General features: G+C 55.1%; 16 protein-coding genes. 10 read left to right on the top strand and 6 right to left on the bottom strand.

Annotated features, from left to right (window positions below; genetic code table 11):
* Positions 1-89 precede the first annotated feature (89 nt).
* Positions 90-1,160 carry an urease accessory protein UreH domain-containing protein gene (locus LARV_RS12900; protein WP_083522545.1) on the top strand — a complete coding sequence of 357 codons (1,071 nt, stop codon included), beginning with the start codon at positions 90-92 and terminating at the stop codon, positions 1,158-1,160.
* A gap of 10 nt (positions 1,161-1,170) precedes the next feature.
* Positions 1,171-1,383: a heavy-metal-associated domain-containing protein gene (locus tag LARV_RS12895; RefSeq protein WP_075074019.1), complete on the top strand. Its 213-nt coding sequence runs from the start codon at positions 1,171-1,173 to the stop codon at positions 1,381-1,383.
* A gap of 25 nt (positions 1,384-1,408) precedes the next feature.
* On the opposite strand, the gene LARV_RS12890 is transcribed toward LARV_RS12895, so the two are convergent.
* Positions 1,409-3,883, bottom strand: coding sequence for a beta-glucosidase (locus LARV_RS12890; RefSeq protein ID WP_075074018.1), 2,475 nt, complete (start codon positions 3,881-3,883; stop codon positions 1,409-1,411).
* Positions 3,884-4,161: 278 nt separating this feature from the next.
* On the opposite strand from LARV_RS12890, the gene LARV_RS12885 reads away from it, so the two are divergent.
* The 8 genes from LARV_RS12885 to LARV_RS12850 all read left to right on the top strand — a co-directional run bounded on the left by LARV_RS12885 (position 4,162) and on the right by LARV_RS12850 (position 13,629).
* Positions 4,162-5,703: an acyl-CoA carboxylase subunit beta gene (locus LARV_RS12885; RefSeq protein ID WP_075075232.1), complete on the top strand. Its 1,542-nt coding sequence runs from the start codon at positions 4,162-4,164 to the stop codon at positions 5,701-5,703.
* Complete coding sequence (locus tag LARV_RS12880; protein ID WP_075074017.1) at positions 5,700-7,214, top strand: acetyl-CoA carboxylase biotin carboxylase subunit; 1,515 nt, start codon at positions 5,700-5,702, stop codon at positions 7,212-7,214. Before LARV_RS12885 ends, LARV_RS12880 begins: the two co-directional genes overlap by 4 nt.
* A 9-nt stretch (positions 7,215-7,223) precedes the next feature.
* On the top strand, positions 7,224-7,724 hold the full coding sequence (locus LARV_RS12875; protein ID WP_075074016.1) for an acetyl-CoA carboxylase biotin carboxyl carrier protein subunit: 501 nt from the start codon (positions 7,224-7,226) through the stop codon (positions 7,722-7,724).
* Between the two features lie 364 nt (positions 7,725-8,088).
* The gene (locus LARV_RS12870; RefSeq protein WP_075074015.1) at positions 8,089-9,345 is read left to right on the top strand and encodes a branched-chain amino acid ABC transporter substrate-binding protein; all 1,257 of its coding nucleotides are present in this window, start codon (positions 8,089-8,091) and stop codon (positions 9,343-9,345) included.
* A 199-nt stretch (positions 9,346-9,544) separates the two neighbouring features.
* A complete protein-coding gene (locus LARV_RS12865) occupies positions 9,545-10,561 on the top strand; it encodes a branched-chain amino acid ABC transporter permease (protein WP_236709976.1) in 1,017 nt (338 codons plus the stop codon).
* Positions 10,558-12,135 (top strand): ABC transporter permease subunit, encoded by a 1,578-nt coding sequence (locus LARV_RS12860; protein WP_075074014.1) that lies wholly within the window; start codon positions 10,558-10,560, stop codon positions 12,133-12,135. Before LARV_RS12865 ends, LARV_RS12860 begins: the two co-directional genes overlap by 4 nt.
* Entirely contained in the window at positions 12,119-12,925 is an 807-nt protein-coding gene (locus tag LARV_RS12855; protein WP_075074013.1) for an ABC transporter ATP-binding protein, read from the top strand. The genes LARV_RS12860 and LARV_RS12855 overlap by 17 nt, the downstream gene beginning before the upstream one ends.
* Positions 12,922-13,629, top strand: a complete 708-nt coding sequence (locus LARV_RS12850) for an ABC transporter ATP-binding protein (protein WP_075074012.1) — start codon at positions 12,922-12,924, stop codon at positions 13,627-13,629. The genes LARV_RS12855 and LARV_RS12850 overlap by 4 nt, the downstream gene beginning before the upstream one ends.
* Positions 13,630-13,715: 86 nt before the next feature.
* On the opposite strand, the gene LARV_RS20380 is transcribed toward LARV_RS12850, so the two are convergent.
* From LARV_RS20380 to LARV_RS12830, 5 genes are all read right to left on the bottom strand, one after another.
* Positions 13,716-13,856 (bottom strand): hypothetical protein, encoded by a 141-nt coding sequence (locus LARV_RS20380; protein ID WP_172797869.1) that lies wholly within the window; start codon positions 13,854-13,856, stop codon positions 13,716-13,718.
* 437 nt (positions 13,857-14,293) lie between these two features.
* A complete protein-coding gene (locus LARV_RS12845; RefSeq protein ID WP_075074011.1) occupies positions 14,294-16,048 on the bottom strand; it encodes a hypothetical protein in 1,755 nt (584 codons plus the stop codon).
* A gap of 16 nt (positions 16,049-16,064) precedes the next feature.
* Complete coding sequence (locus LARV_RS12840; RefSeq protein WP_330219124.1) at positions 16,065-16,811, bottom strand: amino acid ABC transporter ATP-binding protein; 747 nt, start codon at positions 16,809-16,811, stop codon at positions 16,065-16,067.
* Positions 16,798-17,604 (bottom strand): amino acid ABC transporter permease, encoded by an 807-nt coding sequence (locus LARV_RS12835; protein ID WP_236709975.1) that lies wholly within the window; start codon positions 17,602-17,604, stop codon positions 16,798-16,800. The genes LARV_RS12840 and LARV_RS12835 overlap by 14 nt, the downstream gene beginning before the upstream one ends.
* A 130-nt stretch (positions 17,605-17,734) precedes the next feature.
* The gene (locus tag LARV_RS12830) at positions 17,735-18,643 is read right to left on the bottom strand and encodes a substrate-binding periplasmic protein (protein ID WP_075074009.1); all 909 of its coding nucleotides are present in this window, start codon (positions 18,641-18,643) and stop codon (positions 17,735-17,737) included.
* Positions 18,644-18,741 lie beyond the last annotated feature (98 nt).

The following is an 18,741-nucleotide window of genomic DNA, read 5'->3' as shown; positions in this document are numbered from 1 at the left end:
AATCGGATTACAAAGGAATGATCATCATCCCTTGTATTTGATTCGTAATTCGAGTAACATAGTCAAATTATTGCTATCCAGAGGACAGTGTGGTTGACTATTTGGCTGCGTTTATTACGGGTTTGACAACCGGCGGATTGAGTTGCCTGGCCGTGCAGGGTGGATTATTGACTTCCTCCATTGCTCGTCAGGTGGAAAAGGACGTCGAGCGCTCGATCGCAAGCAAGGCTGGCAAAAAAGGACGCCAGACGGAGGGCGCTCGGGATGGATCGATCCAAAACGGGCGGTCCGCGGCGGCCATCCTGATTTTTCTGCTTGCCAAACTGGCAGTGTACACGGGCGTCGGTTTTCTGCTGGGGTGGGTTGGTTCAGCATTCCAGTTGACCCCGACGGTGCGCGGCTGGTTTCAACTGGCAATTGGCGCTTTCATGCTGGGCAATGCGCTGCGCATGTTGAACGTCCATCCGATCTTCCGCTATTTTTCTTTCGAACCGCCCTCTTTCATCACGCGTTTCATCCGGCGAACGGCGCGCAACAGCCGGGACGATTTCGTCACCCCGGCTTTTCTGGGCCTTTTGACGGTTTTCATCCCCTGCGGCGTCACTCAGGCGATCATGGCCCTGGCGTTGGGCGCGGGGCATCCGGTGCAGGGCGCGCTGCTGATGTTCGCCTTTACCCTGGGCACATCCCCGGTGTTCTTCGTCCTGGCTTATCTATTCACCCGGCTGGGAACCCGGTTGGAGCGCGGTTTCCTCACTCTGACGGCTGTTTTGGTGCTGGCCCTGGGATTGATATCGATGGACAGCGGGTTGAACCTGCTTGGTTCCCCGGTCTCGATCACGCGTTTGATCTCGCCGAATTCGGCCCAACAGGCCAGTCTGGTCGGGGGGAATGAGAGCGCGGTGGTGCAAATTCATGTGGAAAATTCGCGCTATTCACCCAACATCATCTACGCCCAGGCGGGAGTGCCCATTCGATTGGAGCTGGTGACCGATGACGTCCACAGTTGTGCGCGCGCGTTCACCATCCCGGCTTTGGAGATCGCCAAGCTTCTGCCGGCGTCGGGCACGGAGATCGTGGAAATTCCACCCCAAAAAGCGGGTAAATTGACTTTTACCTGCTCGATGGGCATGTATACGGGTGAGATCGTTTTTCAATAAAGGATTTTCCATGGAGAAGAGAAAATATCGCGTTCCGGACATGCACTGCCCGAATTGCAAAATGGTCCTGGAAGGGCTGGAGGACGATTTATCCGGGATTCAACAGATCTATGCCAGTTATCACCAGCAGACCCTGGAAATCGAATTCGACGAACGCCTGGTAAGCGAAGCCCGGATCCTCCAGGCGGCAAAAGACCTGGGGTATCCGTTGGCGCCAGCCTGAAAATACCGGTCGACCGGCGGGTCGATCATTCCAGTGTCAGGCGACACCGTTGGCGAATATCTCGCGACGAGGAGCCGAGGAGAATTTCGAATTCACCGGGTTCCCAGCGCCACTGCTTTTGCACCGGATCGTAGAACGAGAAGGCGCGCTCATCGAGTTCGAATTCCACCGCGCGGGTTTGTCCGGGCTGCAATTCGATTTTGCGAAATCCCTTAAGTTCCTTGGGCGGCCGGGGCAGCGAAGCCTGAAGATCGGCCACGTAGACCTGCACGACCTCCTTGCCGGCGCATTTGCCGATGTTCTTGATGGTTGCGCGGACGGATATCGGGAACCGACCCTTCGTATAGTCAATATTGGCATCCAGATATTCGAATTCGGTATAAGACAGGCCGTGCCCGAAGGGGAATAGGGGTTCGATGTCGCGTTGGTCGTAATACCGGTAACCGACGAAGATGCCTTCTCCGTAGCGGACCTCACGCCTGCCCGGGTAATTATCGTAAGCCGGCGTATCTTCCAGCCGTCGGGGGTAGGTGACGCTGAGCTTCCCGGATGGATTGACATCGCCAAAGAGAATCCTGGCAACAGCATTTCCGCCCTCCATGCCGGGATAATAGGCCTGAAGTACGGCCGAAACATCATCCAGCCAGAGCATGGTAACCGGCGAGCCGCTGTTGAGCACGACCACTGTGTTCGGGTTAGCCGCGGCAACGGTGCGGATCAGCTCGGTTTGCGGGCCGGTCAATTCCAGATCGGGGCGGTCGCCGCCTTCCTGCTCATGCTGCTCGGGATAGCCTGCAAAAATGACAGCCGCGTCGCACTGGCGCGCCAATGTGACTGCTTTGGTCATGCGCTGGTCTTCATCGGGCCGGTAGTAACGCGCCAGGCGCAGTTGCACGTTTGCGAACGGCTCGCGGCTGTCTTTGATGAATTCGATGCGCAGGTTGGACTTCTGGCCTGCGACCAGATCAAGACTTGCAGTCTGGCTGGCGAAGGCATTGGTCAGCAGGTCGAATTCGTCCGCGTGCGTCTCGAGGATCAGCCGTTCATCGATGTACAGGCGCGCTCTGGCCGAGTTATAGAGTTGGATTCGATAATGACCGCCTTCCGGAACGCTTAAGGTTCCGGTCCACCGCACGGCAAAACGCTCCAATGGAATGTTTTCAGCGGGTGATGAACCGTACCACCAGAATGAGGCCAGCGGATAAGGACGCGAAAGGGCCGGCGCGCCTTTCAGGTCCAGGTTGGTGAAGAACTCACCCAACAAACCGGTCGAGCTGCCATCCGGGGTGTGCAGATAATCCGGCAGAACCACCGGGATGGCGATGGCGTTGTCGCAGCCTTTTTCGTAAAGGATCTCCACCGAATCGCCCAAAAGGTTCTTCAACCCTTCCAGCGGGCTGACCCGGTAGGGTGGAATGGCGAACGAGCTCCCGCCGCCGCCGATGCGGCATTCGGCCGCATTCGGCCCGATCACGGCCAGGCGATGGATGCGATTGCGATCCAGCGGCAGCAGCGCCCGGTCGTTCTTCAGCAGGGTGGCGGCTTCTTCGGCGAGGCGACGGGCGACGGCTTGATGCTCGGGGGTGTTGGCGGCGGATTTTGCCCTGGGATTAGCCCGGCGTTTGACGACCAGCCGCAGGATGCGGCGAACGGCCTGATCGATGGCCTTTTCATCCACCTGCCAGGTAACCACGGCTTCGGACAGGAGTGCGCCCAACCATTTTGCCGGACCGGGCATCTCCAGGTCCAGGCCGGCATTGAGCGGCGCAGCCGTGGCGTGCACCGCACCCCAATCCGAAATCACCGGTCCCGGATAACCCCATTCCCCTTTCAAGATATCGCTCAGCAGATGCCGGTTCTGACTGGCATATTCGCCGTTCAGGCGGTTATAGGAACACATCACCGTCCAGGGTTGGGCCTTTTTGACAACACTCTCGAATTGGGGCAGGTAGATTTCGCGCAGGGTTCGTTCGTCGACGATCGAATTGCCGCGCATGCGTTCGATTTCCTGATTATTGGCGGCAAAATGCTTGAGCGAAACGCCCGCGCCCTGGCTTTGAACACCCTTCACGTAGGCAACCCCGATTTCTCCGGACAGGTAGGGGTCTTCGGAATAGGACTCGAAATTCCGACCGGCCAGCGGATGGCGAACGATGTTCACGCAGGGTCCCAACAAAATATCACAGTCCATGGCCAGGGTTTCTTCGCCCAAAACAACGCCGACTTCCTCGATCAAATCTGGATTCCAGGAAGCTGCCATCGACACGCCGGTTGGAAACACCGTCGTAAAACCTGCCTTCCGTCCGGCTTCGGGGAGGTCAGACCGAACCCCGTGCGGCCCGTCCGTCATGGTCAGCGATTCGATCCCCAGGCGAGGGATGGCGGCGGTGCGCCAGGCATCCCGGCCGGAGAGTAGGAGGATTTTTTCCTGCATCGTCAAAGCCTGTAATAGCCGTTCGACCTCGATATCCGGGTCGTTATTTGTGGGCGTGTCACTCATAATTGGTGTCCTTTACCTGCGGAGTAGTTTCTTGATCGAAAATGATAGACGATCTCAATATTGTTGAGAGTCTTTGACGGTCTATTCGATTAAATTTTACTATTGGTATTGGAATCCAGTTGGGATTTCAGGTATTGACCTGTAACGATCACGGGATCAGCGTGTTATACATCACAGCGGCCATTCAGGAACCAGAAAGATCGGCGTAGGTGAATCAAAACATGGAAATGGGTATCCTGAACCGCTTATTCGTTGATCCCAGAATTGACCATTGGAAAATGAGCGCAAAAAACATCCTCGAAGCAAAACGTAAGGCAGCCAAATTGGGCGGCGGTGAAGCTCAAATCGAAAAACAACACTCGCGTGGGAAGAAAACCGCCCGAGAACGAATCGATCTGCTCCTGGATCCGGGAACGTTTCAGGAGATGGACGTTTTTGTGACCCACCGGGCAACCGGTCTGGGAATGGATAAATCCCATCCGTTGGGCGACGGGGTGGTCACCGGTTGGGGAAAAGTCGATGGGCGGCTGGTGTATGTCTATGCCCAGGATTTTACGGTTCTGGGCGGTTCACTCGGCGAAAGCCACGGCCGGAAGATCACCAAGGTCATGGACCTGGCCATCCAGAACGGCGCGCCGCTGATCGGCATGAACGATTCGGGCGGAGCGCGCATCCAGGAGGGCGTCGATTCTCTGGCGGCGTATGGTGAAATTTTTTACCGAAATACCCGCGCCAGCGGCGTGATCCCGCAGATATCCGTGATCCTGGGACCCTGCGCCGGCGGCGCCGTCTATTCGCCGGGCATCACAGACTTCGTCTTCATGACCGAGAAAAACGCGTACATGTTCATCACCGGGCCCGAGGTGGTGCGGGCGGTGACCCATGAAGACGTCGATTTCGACACGCTGGGCAGCGCGGCGGTTCACCACTCCAAGAGCGGCGTGGCCCATTTCACCGCGCCGGACGAAGAACAGCTTTTACAGCAGGTGCGCTGGCTGCTATCGTATCTGCCCTCCAACAATTTGGAACAGCCGCCCGTGGTGCAGACTCAGGACGATCCAAATCGCCTGACGGTGGAAATCGAACACATCGTTCCCGAGGAGCCCAACCGCCCCTATGACATCCACGATGTGATCGATGTGGTCTTTGACCGCGAGACTTTCCTGGAAGTGCAGCCGGAATACGCCGGAAACCTGGTGGTCGGTTTCGCCCGCTTGAACGGCGCTCCGGTGGGTATCGTTGCCAACCAGCCGGCCGTTCTGGCGGGGGTGCTGGATATCAATGCCTCCGACAAGGGGGCGCGCTTTATTCGCTTTTGCGATGCTTATCATATTCCGCTGATCACCCTGATCGATACGCCCGGATTCCTGCCCGGCACCGAGCAAGAGCACAACGGTATCATCCGGCACGGGGCGAAGATGATTTATGCTTACGCCGAAGCCACGGTGCCGAAGCTGGCCCTGATCATGCGCAAGGCTTACGGCGGCGCTTATATCGTGATGAGCTCCAAACACCTGCGCAGCGACCTCAACTTTGCCTGGCCGAATGCCGAAATTGCCGTCATGGGGCCAGAAGGCGCGGTTCAGATTGTGTTCCGCAAAGAAATCGAGGCAGCCGAGAATCCCGAAGCCACGCGCCTGGAAAAGACCCGGCTTTATCGCGATGAACTGGCCAACCCGTACGTGGCAGCCTCGCGCGGTTACCTGGATGATGTCATCCTGCCTGAAGAAACGCGGATTCGTCTGCTGGCCGGCCTGGAATCGCTGCAAACCAAACGCCAGAGCGTTCCGCAGCGCAAGCATGGGAACATCCCGCTATGAACGAAACCGCGAATTTCAAAGTCCTGGTTGCCAATCGGGGCGAAATTGCCCTGCGTGTCCTGCGGAGTTGCCGCGAACTGGGCATGCCATCGGTGGCGGTGTACAGCGAGGCCGACGAACAGGCGCTCCACAGCCGGTATGCGGATGAGGCGGTTTGCATCGGACCGGCGGATGCCGCCAGCAGTTACTTGAACATGGACGCGGTCCTGACCGCCGCAAAGAAAACCGGCGCGCGCGCCATTCACCCGGGTTATGGGTTCCTGTCTGAGAATTCCGAATTTGCCAGGGCCGTCGAAGACGCCGGCATGATTTTCATCGGACCCCGACCCGAGACCGTGGCCCTGACCGGAGACAAACTGGCGGCTCGCCGGATTGCTCGCGAAGCCGGCTTGCCGGTGTTGCCAGGTCCGGACCAACCCCTGGATCACGGCCCGATCGAACCCCAGATGGCCAGTCAGGTTGTGTTTCCGGTGCTCATCAAGGCCGTGGCCGGCGGCGGTGGGCGCGGCATTCGACTGGCCAACAACCCCACCGAGCTTGAATCGATGATCGCGGCCGCGCGCATGGAAGCTCAGGCGGCTTTTGGTAATGATGCTGTATACCTCGAGCCGCTTGTCCAGGGCGCGCGACATATCGAGGTGCAAATCCTGGGGGACGGCGCCGGAAACGTGGTTTGCCTGGGGGAGCGCGAGTGTTCCATTCAGCGCCGCCGACAGAAATTGATCGAGGAGGCCCCGGCGCCGCGCCTGCCTGAAAACTTGCGCCTTGCGTTTCATGAAAATGCCCTGAAGATGGTCAGGCGGTTGAATTACCGTGGATTGGGGACGGTGGAGTTTTTGCTGGATAAGAACGGTGAATTCTATTTCATCGAAGTCAATCCACGGGTTCAGGTCGAACATCCGGTCACGGAAATGGTCACGGGCGTGGATCTGGTGCGCGAGCAACTGCTGTTGGCGGCCAGCGGCAAGATGACTCTTTCATCTTCCGGCCTGATGATTCGCGGCAGCGCCATCGAGGCCCGGGTATTGGCCGAGGATGCTTCCCAGAGTTTTCTGCCAGCCACCGGCGAGGTTTCGCATCTGTTATTACCGGCCGGGCAAGGTGTACGCGTGGATTCCAGCCTGTATCTGGGTATGCCGGTCACGGCGGATTACGACTCGCTGCTGGCAAAGGTCATCGTCTGGGATGAAAACCGCAGCCGGGCGGTCACACGGATGAAACGCGCATTGAGCGAATTTCAAATCGGCGGCGTGCCCACCGATCTTGAATTCCTGCAGCAGATCGTCGACAGCAGCAGTTTCAAATCCGGTCGCACCGATACGACCTATCTCGATCATTTCACGCCCCCGCATAACGTCGAAAATGAATTCATCGAACAGGATGTGGCCATGGCTGTCGCCATTCTAGCCAGTCAGGAAGGCCGGAACCAGACGCAATCTGCGGATCATCCAGGATCCATGAATTATTGGAAATACGCCGCATGGCGCGAACAGATGGGCAACCCAACTTAGGAGGTAGCAATGACGACTTATCTGGTAAGAGTCAGTGAACGAGAATATCAGGTGGATGTCGCGGGTGAACAGATTCGGGTGAACGGCCGTCCGTTCAAAGCCCGCCTCACTCCGATCAATCAAAATGGCCACTTCATGCTGCAAACCGATTCGGCGCAGCGCGAGGTGCATATCCGCGCCAGCGGGCAGGATGCATTTTTGGCAACCATGGCCAGCCGGTATTTCAGCATTCAGGTCGAACGAAACCAGCGCAACCCACGCAAGGCTGTTCCGGCGAACCAGGGCGATATCAAAGCGCCCATGCCGGCCAAAGTCATCCGGGTATGCGTGCAACCCGGCGAACAGGTGAAGGCCGGGCAAACCGTTCTGCTGCTCGAGTCGATGAAGATGCAAATGGACATCAAGGCGCCCTTCAGCGGGGTCGTGGAGGCGGTTTTCGTCCAGGATAATACCCAGGTTGAAAAAGGCCATCGGATGATGTCCATATTGCCGGTATTAATTGTGAAATAATTGCTATTTACCCAAAATCATGATATTCTATTGACAGATGAGATGATTTGAGTAAAATCATACGAATTCCCAGAAAGTAGATAACTGAACATGTTGCTTTCACTTTGTGCGAATTTCATTCTCCTGGTTTGGTTCCGCATGTATTATGCGAACCGATTTCAGGCTGGATGGCAGTTGGAAGTCAAAGTGCAAAGCAAGCAAGCTTTACACCGAGGGTAAAAACAAAAAAGCCGTCCAAAGAGGACGGTCTTTTTGTATTTGTTCTTGAAGGAGGTGGTGTGCTTCGATAAATGTTTAATTTATCGGTCGATGTGGTCTTACTTGTATCTGGTAATTTTAAGATCTACAACCATTGGAGGAGAGAATGAAGAAACGAATTTTTGTTTTTGCGGCGGTGATTTTTGTACTGCTGATTGCCAGTTGCAGCCCGGCGGCAATTTCCAATCCATCATCCGGAACGACATCCACTCAACCGGCGGCCAGCGGTTCCAGCGCTGAACCGGCCGAATGTTCAACGGATGCCTATGGCTGCGCCAAAATCCCGGCCGGCCAGACGATCAAAATTGGCATGGGCGCCCCGATGACCGGCGGCGATGCCAGCTTCGGCATCGACATTTCGCAGGGTGGGCAAATTGCGATCACGGATGCCGGTGAGTTGAATGGCTTCAAGTTCGAACTCATTGCGGAGGATGACGGCGGGACCGCGGAAGGCGGAGCTGCGGTTGCCAACAAGCTGGTGGCTGACCCGACCGTGGTGGCGATCGCAGGACACATTTACTCTGGCGCCACTGCCTCGGCAATGCCAATCTATGAAAAGATTGGTTTGCCCATGCTATCGCCTTCGGCGACCAATCCCCCTTTGACCGAAATGGGCTCGAAGGTCTTCAACCGGATCGCCTTTACGGATTCTACTCAGGGTAAAGCTGCTGCTACATACCTGTACGATAAAATTGGAATCCGAAAATTAGCCGTCATGCATGATGGCTCCGATTATGGCAAGGGCCTGGCGGAAATCGTTCGCGATACGTTTACCGGCCTGGGCGGCGAGATTGTATCCTTCTCTGCGATTACGCCCAAGGAAACTGATTACACCGCTCCGCTCGCGGCTGTAGCAGCAACCAAACCAGAAGCGTTATATTTCGGTGGATATACCCAGGAAGGCGCCATTATTGCCAACCAGATGAAACAGACCGGGTTGGAAAATGCAGTCTTCTTTGGTTGCGACGGCACCTATGGCCAGGATTTCCTGGATCGCACCGGTGCGAATGGCGAAGGCGCCTATGCCGTTTCGTTGGCGCCTGCTGACTCAGATCCGAAATTGAAGTTCGACGCGGCTTATGAAAAGGCTTACGGTGTCAAACCCGGTACTCTGTCGCCGTTTACCTGGAACGGGTATGACGTTGTGGCCGCTCTCGTTTCCCAGATCAAGGCCGTAGCTATCCTGGGCGGAGATGGGAATCTTTACGTTCCTCGCGGCGCGCTGGTAACTGCCGTGCGTAATCTTAAGGATTACCAGGGCATCGGCGGCGTTTACACCTGCGATGCAAAGGGTGAATGCAATGCCTCTGGCCCAAGGTTCGTAACGATCAAAGATGGAAAATGGGTTGATGCACAGAACTGATGCGGTTACGATCGAGGTGACCCTCACCTTTTCCATTCAGTTTCCCTAATTTTCGAATCATTCCCTTTCCTCTCGCAAGGGAGGAAAGGGAATCCATGGGTCCTATCCTATGATAGCTACAAAACCTGTTGCGCTAAAATTGCCAAAATTCTTGGCACAGATCCTACGCATTGTTCTTGGCGTGCTTGTGTTGGCATGGATGGCAGTGCGAATTTATGACGTCCTTTTCGTCAAAATGCCTTACGGCCCGGATACCTGGGTTCGTTTTATGATTAGCGGTCTGATTATCGGTGGCATGTATGCTTTGATCGCGATTGGATACACGTTGGTTTATGGCATTCTGGGAATGATCAATTTCGCCCACGGCGAAGTGATGATGATCGGTACATTTGGCGGTTATTTTGTCGTTGAGGGGCTCAGCGCGATCCACACCCCAACGCTTGAAAATCCCAATTTGACATTCCTGAACGCTTATCCAATACCATCCGTGTTGCTGGCATTTCTCGCCGGCACAATCGTGGCAGCTCTAACCGGCTATTTCCTTGAGAAGATTGCTTATCGCCCATTACGGAATGCGCCGCGTTTGGTACCTTTGATCAGCGCTATTGGCGCATCGATTTTCCTGCAAAATGCGGTGCAATTACTCTTCAGTCCACAGCTACGCGATTATACAAATCCGGATGTAATTGCTCGAGGAATTGGCTGGCCGATCGAAATTGCGGGCAGTCAGGTCCTGATCACTTATACAGGCGCTTTTTCGTTTTTGTTATCTATTCTTTTGATGGTTGGTCTATATATCCTGGTTCAAAAGACGCGCATCGGTAGAGCCATGCGCGCGGTGGCGCAGGATAAGAAGACGGCAGCGTTGATGGGAGTCGATGTCAACGCGGTCATCAGCCGGACATTCATCATCAGCGGCGCATTGGCCGGAGCCGCCGGCGTCATGTGGGGATTCCACAATGGGCTGGTGTACTACTTCCTCGGTTTCGTCCCGGGCATCAAGGCATTCACCGCCGCGGTTCTGGGCGGCATCGGTAATATCCCCGGCGCCATGGTAGGTGGATTATTCCTCGGTGTGGTCGAATCGATTGGCCCGGCAGCGTTGGGGATCGATTTCCAGTTGAAGGATGTAATCGCTTTTTCGATCTTGGTTCTGGTGTTGATATTCCGGCCTTCCGGAATTTTGGGCACGGCCACAGTGGAGGAGAAACTATGAAACACTCCAATTCGGCCTTCAAAAATGGTTTGCGCGCTGGTGAACCCTTTACGATCATTGTAATGTTCTTGATTTTGATCGGCTTCAACAGCTCCGGAGCGGCAATGCTGGCGCGTATCGTTGGAAAAGCGCCGCGTTCGGGGCAGCTCCCCCCGGTCGCTTTTGGACTGGTCTTCCTCGTTCTACTGGCCATCTGGCAGGGCATTTCGGTGACCTCGAAGGCAAAACGCCAGAACCTTCCGCATCCCTGGTTGGGCGGACTGGCTTCGGCGGGGCTGGCCGGGTTAGCGGTGGGGGCGTTCATCCTGGTCTTTGGAACGCTGTATCAAAACGGCGCTGATTTTCGACAAACCCTGTATGCGCTTTCACCGAACTACGTTCAATTTCTAGAAATGCAGATGGCGCCAGCCAGCGGCGCGGCACTGGTCTTTGCAGCGATGCTGTTGAGCGGCGGTTTATTCGGATTCGCGGTTGACAAACTCCAACCCGGAAGAGCCTGGAAGGTCGTATCCGAAAAATGGGATCTGCTCTTCAATTCCAACGTTGTACGATCCGTTCGAGTAAGCCGGTACTTCAAGTTTGGGCTCTACGCCGTCCTGGTTCTGATTTGTTTCTTCGTTCCGCGTATGTGGGGATCCTACTGGAATTACGTGTTTGGCCTGGTCGGAATTTACGTTTTGCTTGGCCTTGGACTGAATATCATCGTTGGTTTATCCGGCCAACTGGTGCTGGGATATGTGGCGTTCTTCGCCATTGGGGCGTATACGGTGGCGCTGCTCAACGCGCCCTTCCCGCATAACCTGATGTGGGGGTTCTGGATTGCCGTGGTGATTGGCATTGTACTGGCCGCCATTTCCGGTATCCTGATCGGCCTGCCCATCATGCGCCTGCGCGGTGATTATCTGGCCATCGTGACGTTGGGTTTTGGGGAGATCATCCGTGTGCTGTTGAAAAGCGATTTGCTCACCAATTTCACCGGCGGCCCGCGAGGTATTCAAGACATCAAGGGACCAATCCTTTTTGGCATTTCGTTTTCCTCGGATGTGGACTTCATGTATCTCATCCTGCTGGCAGTCGCGCTGGCGATCTTTATTGCCTACCGCCTGCAAAATTCACGCGTTGGGCGGAGCTGGATTGCCATTCGCGAAGATGAGACCGTGGCGCAGGCCAGTGGTGTCAATACGACCCAGTACAAGCTGCTGGCATTAGCCCTGGGCGCTGCCTTTGCCGGGTTAGGGGGTGTGCTCTTTGCCGCACGAAACCAGTTCACCGGGCCGGAAGACCATGTCATGATGGTATCGATCAATGTTCTCTGCCAGGTCATTGTGGGCGGCATGGGCAGCATCCCGGGCGTCGTCCTGGGCGCTTTTGCGCTGAAAGGGTTGCCGGAGATCTTGCGCGACCTGGAGAATTATCGTCTTCTGGCATTTGGAGCCTTACTGGTGATCATGATGATTGTTCGTCCGCAGGGTCTGTGGCCCATCGGACGCCCGGTCCTGGAAAGAAAGGATCAAGACAAGCCATCTGCTTCAGCAGTCGAAAAGAAGGAGGACCCCCATGGCGATTTGTCTTGAAACCCGGCAGGTATCCAAATTTTTCGGCGGTCTGATCGCGGTCGATAAGATCGACCTTGAAATATCCGAGAAGAGCATTTACAGCATCATTGGACCCAATGGGGCCGGGAAGACGACGCTCTTCAACTGTATTTCGGGTTACTACACGCCTGAACGCGGATCCATCCTGTATTTCGATCAGGAAGTTCAGGGATTATCGACCAATGTAATTGCTTCCATCGGGGTCGCGCGCACGTATCAAAACATCCGGTTGTTCAAGGAAATGACCGCGATCGAGAATGTTTTGATCGGGCAGCAGCCGCATCTGCGTACGAATTGGGTGGATGCGATCGTTCATACCAAACGGTACTTTTCTGAAGAAAATGAAACGCTCGAGGAAGGACGGCGGCTGTTGAAATTCGTCGGGCTGGAAGGGATGGGGGATTCTCTGGCACGCAACCTGCCGTATGGTGCGCAGCGGCGCCTGGAAATCGCGCGAGCACTGGCGAACCACCCGAAGTTGCTGCTGTTGGATGAACCCACGGCCGGAATGAACCCGCAGGAAACCGAGGTGATGAAGGAATTCATCCATGGTTTGCGCGATCAGCTCAGTTTGACCATCATCCTGATCGAACACGACATGCGCGTAGTCATGGGTATCTCCGACCGCATTTCCGTTCTCGATCACGGCACCAAGATCGCGGAGGGGACGCCGGCGGAGATTCAAAGCAATCAGCGGGTGATCGAGGCCTATCTGGGCGCGGGTACGGAAGCGCTTACTGAAAAATACCGAAGGAAGAAGCTGCAATGATGCTAGAGATCAAAGAGCTTTGCGTTTCATATGGAGCCATTAAAGCCCTCAAGGGCATCGATGTGACCCTAACGGAGGGGGAGATCGTCGCCCTGATTGGCGGAAACGGCGCCGGCAAATCGACGACGCTGAATACCATTTCCGGCCTGCTGCGCCCTGTTTCGGGCGGGATTCGCTTCCTGGACGACGAGATTACCAGCGTGCCACCTCAGGAAATCGTCTCGCGAGGGATCATTCACGTTCCGGAAGGCCGCAGAATCTTTTCGTCCCTGACCGTGGAAGAGAATCTGGAGATGGGCGCATATCTGCAACGCGACAAAGCGGCTAAACAGCGAGACCTGGAAGAGGTCTTCGTGCGGTTTCCGCGTTTGAAGGAACGGCGCCGACAGGCCGGAGGTACGCTGTCGGGCGGCGAGCAACAGATGCTGGCGATCGCGCGGGCCATCATGGCCCATCCCAAATTGCTGCTATTGGACGAGCCTTCGATGGGGCTCTCGCCCGTTTTCGTCGAACAGATATTTGATATCATCCAATCGATCAACGACCAGGGCACTTCCATCCTGCTGGTCGAGCAAAACGCGCAAATGGCGCTTTCGATCGCGGATCGGGGGTATGTTCTGGAAACCGGGAGGATTGTGCTTTCGGGGGCGTCGGATGACCTGTTGCATGACCCGTTGGTCATCAAGGCATATCTGGGAGGGTAAGCGATATTTTTAGACAATACAAACGCACAGGTCGCCCGGATCAAAACGATCCATGGCGACCTGTGCGTTTGTATCCGGGCCTTTGGTTAGCCACCTGTGGCAATCCGGTCGTCCAGGAGGATTTCGATGGTCTCGACATCCATGTTCGCGGTGGGTTGGATGCGTTGTTCGATATATTCATCTTCGATTTCGTTGAATTCGATGGGTAAAGCATTCTCCTCTGCCATTTTTATTTCCTCCAATATTTAAAAAGTAACAATATATCCTTTGTCAGATTTCGCTGAAAAGGTTTATCAAACGCGACAAGGCATTCAACGCATTGTTAAATGCTCACCACTAGCCTGTTGTTGCCTCACCTGTCGCCAGGTGATTTTGAACACGCTTTGTGCTTTTCGGAAGAAAGAAGCCCGTGGACAGGCTTCAGAGGCATCCGCTGATCGATCGATTTTCCCCTGGTTTTGCAGGGTTAGCGCTTCCCTTGCGGAAAGGAACCTCCACCTCGTTGTCTCGTTACGCACGAGATTCAGCCGCTATTTCTTCTCTATGGACCTGTTAAATTTCAATGCTCTAATCATAGGAGGATATACGGAGTTTGTCAAGGTCTACAAAGACATTTCGTGATCGATCAAGGCGGGTGATTGTCTTTCAGGATGGACATCTGCCTCTACTCCTTCGTCCGAAGCAGGTTCAACAACTGTTGAGCGGTCGCGCGGGGTCCGGATTGCTCGGAACCGGGAATTGCAAGCTGGGTTCGCATCTGACCGACGAAGAGTCGATTGTCGAACATGGCCTGGAAAAAGCGTTTTGCCAATGGCTCATGAAGTTGTTGGTATTGGGATGGCCCGAAGATATTGGCAAAGTAGGTGCGCAGCAGACCGGTCGCCGCGGTGGTGCCTTTGCTCATCACCGCGCCGTCCCGAAAGACCTCCAGCGCCTCCTCCGGGTTGGAGAAGCGCTCGATCGCCGGATGGCTGGCGTCTACGATTTCGTAGTTGTTGGCGTACAGGACGTAGTCGACAGGGTAACCTTTGACGATCTCTTCATAGCGCGTGACGGGCAGTACGACGCGCGCATTCACCTGGTCCGGATTCATGATGATGGTGCGGTCAATCTGGCCCAACGCGTAGCCGGATTGCAGATCGTCCAGGCGGACGAAGGCTCCGATTTCCGTGCCGTACCCGATCAGCCGATTCTGTCCATCGACGGCCAGCGATCCCATGTCATCGGCGATCGTGATGAGTTCTTCGACGTCGTCGCCGGCGATCTGGCGTAAAGCTTCGAGCGTCTCGGATTTCCCCGCGCCGCTGTCGCCCATGACCAGGATCGTCGAGCTCCCATGGTCGCGCAGCTTGATGTTCATCAAAGCGCCGTGGAAAGGCATCTTGCCCTGTTTCATCATCTTGATGTTGTGCAGGGTCAGCGCCATTTTCTTGAGATATCCGAAATAACCAAATTCTTCCTTGTTCGGGATGGTTGCCACCAGAAGGTCGCTGGCCGCGTCTTCGAAGAAAATGGTTTCGTTCTTGCCGGCAGTGATCGTTTCCGGGGACCCAAACAGGAAAACAGCATCCGGCTTATGCTCCAGGTCTTCATCGCTGGCCAGTTCGAATAGATTGCTCAGCGAGAAGCCCAGCTCGAAGAAAGGCAATGTGAAATAGATCAAGATCAGCAGGGGCCCGACTTTGGCCGGGTAGCACAGCCAGTCCTGTGAATTCAGGTTCATCCCGGCCAGTGGATTCGAGGAGACGCGTTCGAATTCTCCCTTGCGTTTGTTCATCGGGGAGTTGTAGATCATGGGTGGGTAGATCAACACCTGGCGGATGACGGAGATGTCCTTCAATATGGCGTAGGGCGCGCCGGGCAGTTTGATCTCCACCGGCAGGGCGATGGTTGCCGCTTCTGCACCGGCGCTGACCTGACGGTAGATGCGTGGATGATTGCCGGTAACATTCTCCTGCAGGTCGCGATAGGTGCTGCGCACGACGTGCATCAGCGTTTCGACGGTGTCGTGGAAAGTGCGGTAGGGGCGTTTGTCCAATCGATCGCCGACCGAATCGCAGATGATCAGGCGGTGCATGCGTCGCCAATAGTTATAGAACTGCTCGATGAACTCATTGAACAGGTAGCGATCCCGGAAGAACTGTTCGGAATCCGGATCCAGGCGCGGTACCAGATCTGCCGGTACCTTGAGCAGGTATTTGAAAGTGGTTACCAGTAAATCGATATCTTTCCCCGTAACAGGCTCCTTGGCAAAGATCCCGAGCAACGGCGAACGTTTGCGCGACAATTCAGCGATATAGCGTTTCAAAACGTCCTGGAAGAGCGGATTGGCCAGTAAATGCTCCGGTTTGGAACACACCCGGTCGCGAACTCGCAAAATCACTTTGTCATCGAAGAGCTGATAATTGAAATTTTCCATAAATCCCACCCAGGAACTATTTGTTCAGGATCTGAGAAAGGAATAACTGTGATCTTTCGTTTTGCGGATTGGTAAAGAAGGTTTCGGGATTGGCCTTTTCCACGATTTTACCGTGATCCATGAAGACGACTTCATGCGCGGCCCGGCGGGCAAAGCCCATTTCGTGCGTGACGACGACCATGGTGATGCCGTCCTTTACGAGGTCCAGCATGACATCCAGGACTTCCTTGATCATCTCGGGATCCAGGGCGCTGGTGGGTTCGTCGAAGAGCATGATTTTGGGTTTCATCGCCAGGGCGCGGGCGATGGCCACGCGCTGCTGCTGGCCGCCCGAGAGCTGAGTCGGAAAGCTGTCGCGTTTGCCGAGAATTCCGACCCGCGAAAGCTGCTGCTCGGCGATCTCGATTGCTTCGATTTTGGCCCGTCCGCGTACAATCTGCTGGGCCAGGGTGATGTTCTCCAACACGGTCAGATGGGGATAGAGATTGAAATGTTGAAACACCATGCCCACGTCGGCGCGAATGCGGTTGAGCTGCTGCTGATCGCGGGTTAATTTTTCGCCGTCGATCCAGATTTCGCCCGAAGTCTCGATCTCCAGATGATTGATGCAACGCAACAGAGTCGATTTGCCCGATCCGGATGGGCCGATGATCACCATCACCTTCCCCCGGCCGACGTTGAGATTGACGCCGTTGACGGCTTCCACCGCGCCAAAGCTCTTGAACAGATCTCGAATAATGATCATATCCTCAGGACTGTTCATTTCGGCGCAGCTTTCCTTCGATCGTTTTGACCAGGAGCGACAGAATGACGGTCATGGTGAGATACAGGATGGCCAGGGTCGTATAAGCCTCGGTATACCGGAAAGTCTGACCCGTGTAAAGCCGGGTGACCTGGGTGATATCCCGAACCGCCAGGATGGAGACCAGAGAAGAGTCTTTGAGCATGGAGATGAAGTCATTGCCCAGGGCGGGCAGCACATTGCGGACGGCCTGGGGGAGAATGATATAGCGCATCGCCTGAACATAGCTCATGCCCTGCGACCGGGCAGCTTCCATCTGACCCTTGCCGATCGATTCGATGCCGGCCCGGAAGATTTCCGCCAGGAACGCGCCGTAGGTCGTGGCAAGCGCTGTTATGGCGCGGGCATTCATTGGCACATCCTTGATATTGATTCCGGAGAAGATGCCAGCCAGGAATGTGATGCCCGATCGGGAGAGAAACGCTCCAAATGCATTCAAACCGGTAACAATTGCGGGCACCGCCACGATGGCGATGACGAAAATCAACACCAGCATGGGCACGCCGCGAATCAATTCGATGTACAGGGTGGCGATATTCTTGATGACCACATTGCTTGAAATGCGGCCCAGCCCGGCCAGAAGGCCGATGATCAGAGCAACACCGAAGGCGACAAAGGTTGTGGACAGCGTCAAACCCAGCCCGGCCTTAATAAAAGAAAAAGCCTCTTTAAAATTAGGCTGAGTCAAAATCAGGTAGAATGTGCCCAATACCAGCAGGAGAATTCCAAGCAACCACCAGGGGTAGTCTTGCAATTTTTTCCGTCTGCCGGTTAAGTCCAACGATAAAGGTAGAACTGAAGGTGTTGTCGTTTTTATAACCATAATGTGCGACCTTTTTCTGCCAGGGTATCTTTCATACCCTGGCAGATTCATTTGGGATAAGCTATTTCACTTGATCTTGCGTGACTTTGAAATCTGGCCCGAAGAATTTCTGGTTCAATGTGTCCAACGACCCATCCGCTTTCATCGCGTCCAGGGCTTTGTTGATCGGGTCCACCAGATCGCTGCCCTTCTTGAAGACGAAGCCCAGTTCATCGCTGGAGATGGAAGAGCCAATCAGTTCCAACTGGTCCGCGTTTTCGCCCTGATAACCCAATCCGACCACCTCATCGATAATCACAGCATCCACATCGCCGGCGATGAGCGCCTGGATGGCGAAGGGGAATTGATCGAAGGCCTTGATTCTCTCCTCGGGAAGGTATTTGGTAGCGGTCTGGTAGTTGGTTGTGTTGACCTGCGTGCCCAGGAGTAAATTCGAATCGGCGGCGAAATCTTCGATGCTGCTGAAGCGGGTTTCTCCCTTGCGAACGAGCAGGCGCTGTTGAATCTGGACATAACCGTCGGAAAAATCTGCGCTTTGCTTGCGTTCATCGGTGATGGTGATGCCATCCGCACCGACATCGATTTGCCCGGCAGATACGGACTGGATCAAACCATCCCAGGCGGTTTCCACGAATTTGGGCGTGCAGTGCAGGCGCGTGCAAATCTCATTGAATGCTTCATAATCCCAACCACCGGCTTCGCCTGTGCTCACCATGATGTAATTGAAAGGCAGGTAAGCATTTTCGACGGCGATGGTAATTTCGCGGCAGTTCAAATCAACGATGGCTGTATCCGCGCTTCCCAGGCAGCTCGACTGCGAAGCGGACGCAGCGGATGAGGCAGCCGGGGCGGTGGTATCGGCCGGCGCGTTGGTCGCAGCCGGGGCGGTCGTATTGGCCAGTCCGCTGCAGGCAGACAAAACCAAAACCGCAAGAACCAATAAGACTAAAACTTTCAAACTGCTTTTCATCGATCTCCTCCAGAGCCGAATATAAATAAATGGCCTTCCGTGTTCTCGGAAGGCCTGCTTGGCAAAGAATTCATCTTGATACATTAAGCAAAATAAGC

This window comes from Longilinea arvoryzae (assembly GCF_001050235.1).
Taxonomy (GTDB): Bacteria; Chloroflexota; Anaerolineae; order Anaerolineales; family Anaerolineaceae; genus Longilinea; species Longilinea arvoryzae.
Note: the sequence above shows the minus strand (reverse complement) of the source record. Positions and strands in the feature narration are given on the sequence as shown.

Coding starts and splice junctions, on each gene's coding strand:
- LARV_RS12895 (WP_075074019.1), top strand. CDS start 1,171: ATGGAGAAGAGAAAATATCGCGTTCCGGACATGCACTGCCCGAATTGC.
- LARV_RS12890 (WP_075074018.1), bottom strand. CDS start 3,883: ATGAGTGACACGCCCACAAATAACGACCCGGATATCGAGGTCGAACGG.
- LARV_RS12885 (WP_075075232.1), top strand. CDS start 4,162: ATGAGCGCAAAAAACATCCTCGAAGCAAAACGTAAGGCAGCCAAATTG.
- LARV_RS12880 (WP_075074017.1), top strand. CDS start 5,700: ATGAACGAAACCGCGAATTTCAAAGTCCTGGTTGCCAATCGGGGCGAA.
- LARV_RS12875 (WP_075074016.1), top strand. CDS start 7,224: ATGACGACTTATCTGGTAAGAGTCAGTGAACGAGAATATCAGGTGGAT.
- LARV_RS12870 (WP_075074015.1), top strand. CDS start 8,089: ATGAAGAAACGAATTTTTGTTTTTGCGGCGGTGATTTTTGTACTGCTG.
- LARV_RS12865 (WP_236709976.1), top strand. CDS start 9,545: ATGGCAGTGCGAATTTATGACGTCCTTTTCGTCAAAATGCCTTACGGC.
- LARV_RS12860 (WP_075074014.1), top strand. CDS start 10,558: ATGAAACACTCCAATTCGGCCTTCAAAAATGGTTTGCGCGCTGGTGAA.
- LARV_RS12855 (WP_075074013.1), top strand. CDS start 12,119: ATGGCGATTTGTCTTGAAACCCGGCAGGTATCCAAATTTTTCGGCGGT.
- LARV_RS12850 (WP_075074012.1), top strand. CDS start 12,922: ATGATGCTAGAGATCAAAGAGCTTTGCGTTTCATATGGAGCCATTAAA.
- LARV_RS20380 (WP_172797869.1), bottom strand. CDS start 13,856: ATGGCAGAGGAGAATGCTTTACCCATCGAATTCAACGAAATCGAAGAT.
- LARV_RS12845 (WP_075074011.1), bottom strand. CDS start 16,048: ATGGAAAATTTCAATTATCAGCTCTTCGATGACAAAGTGATTTTGCGA.
- LARV_RS12840 (WP_330219124.1), bottom strand. CDS start 16,811: ATGAACAGTCCTGAGGATATGATCATTATTCGAGATCTGTTCAAGAGC.
- LARV_RS12830 (WP_075074009.1), bottom strand. CDS start 18,643: ATGAAAAGCAGTTTGAAAGTTTTAGTCTTATTGGTTCTTGCGGTTTTG.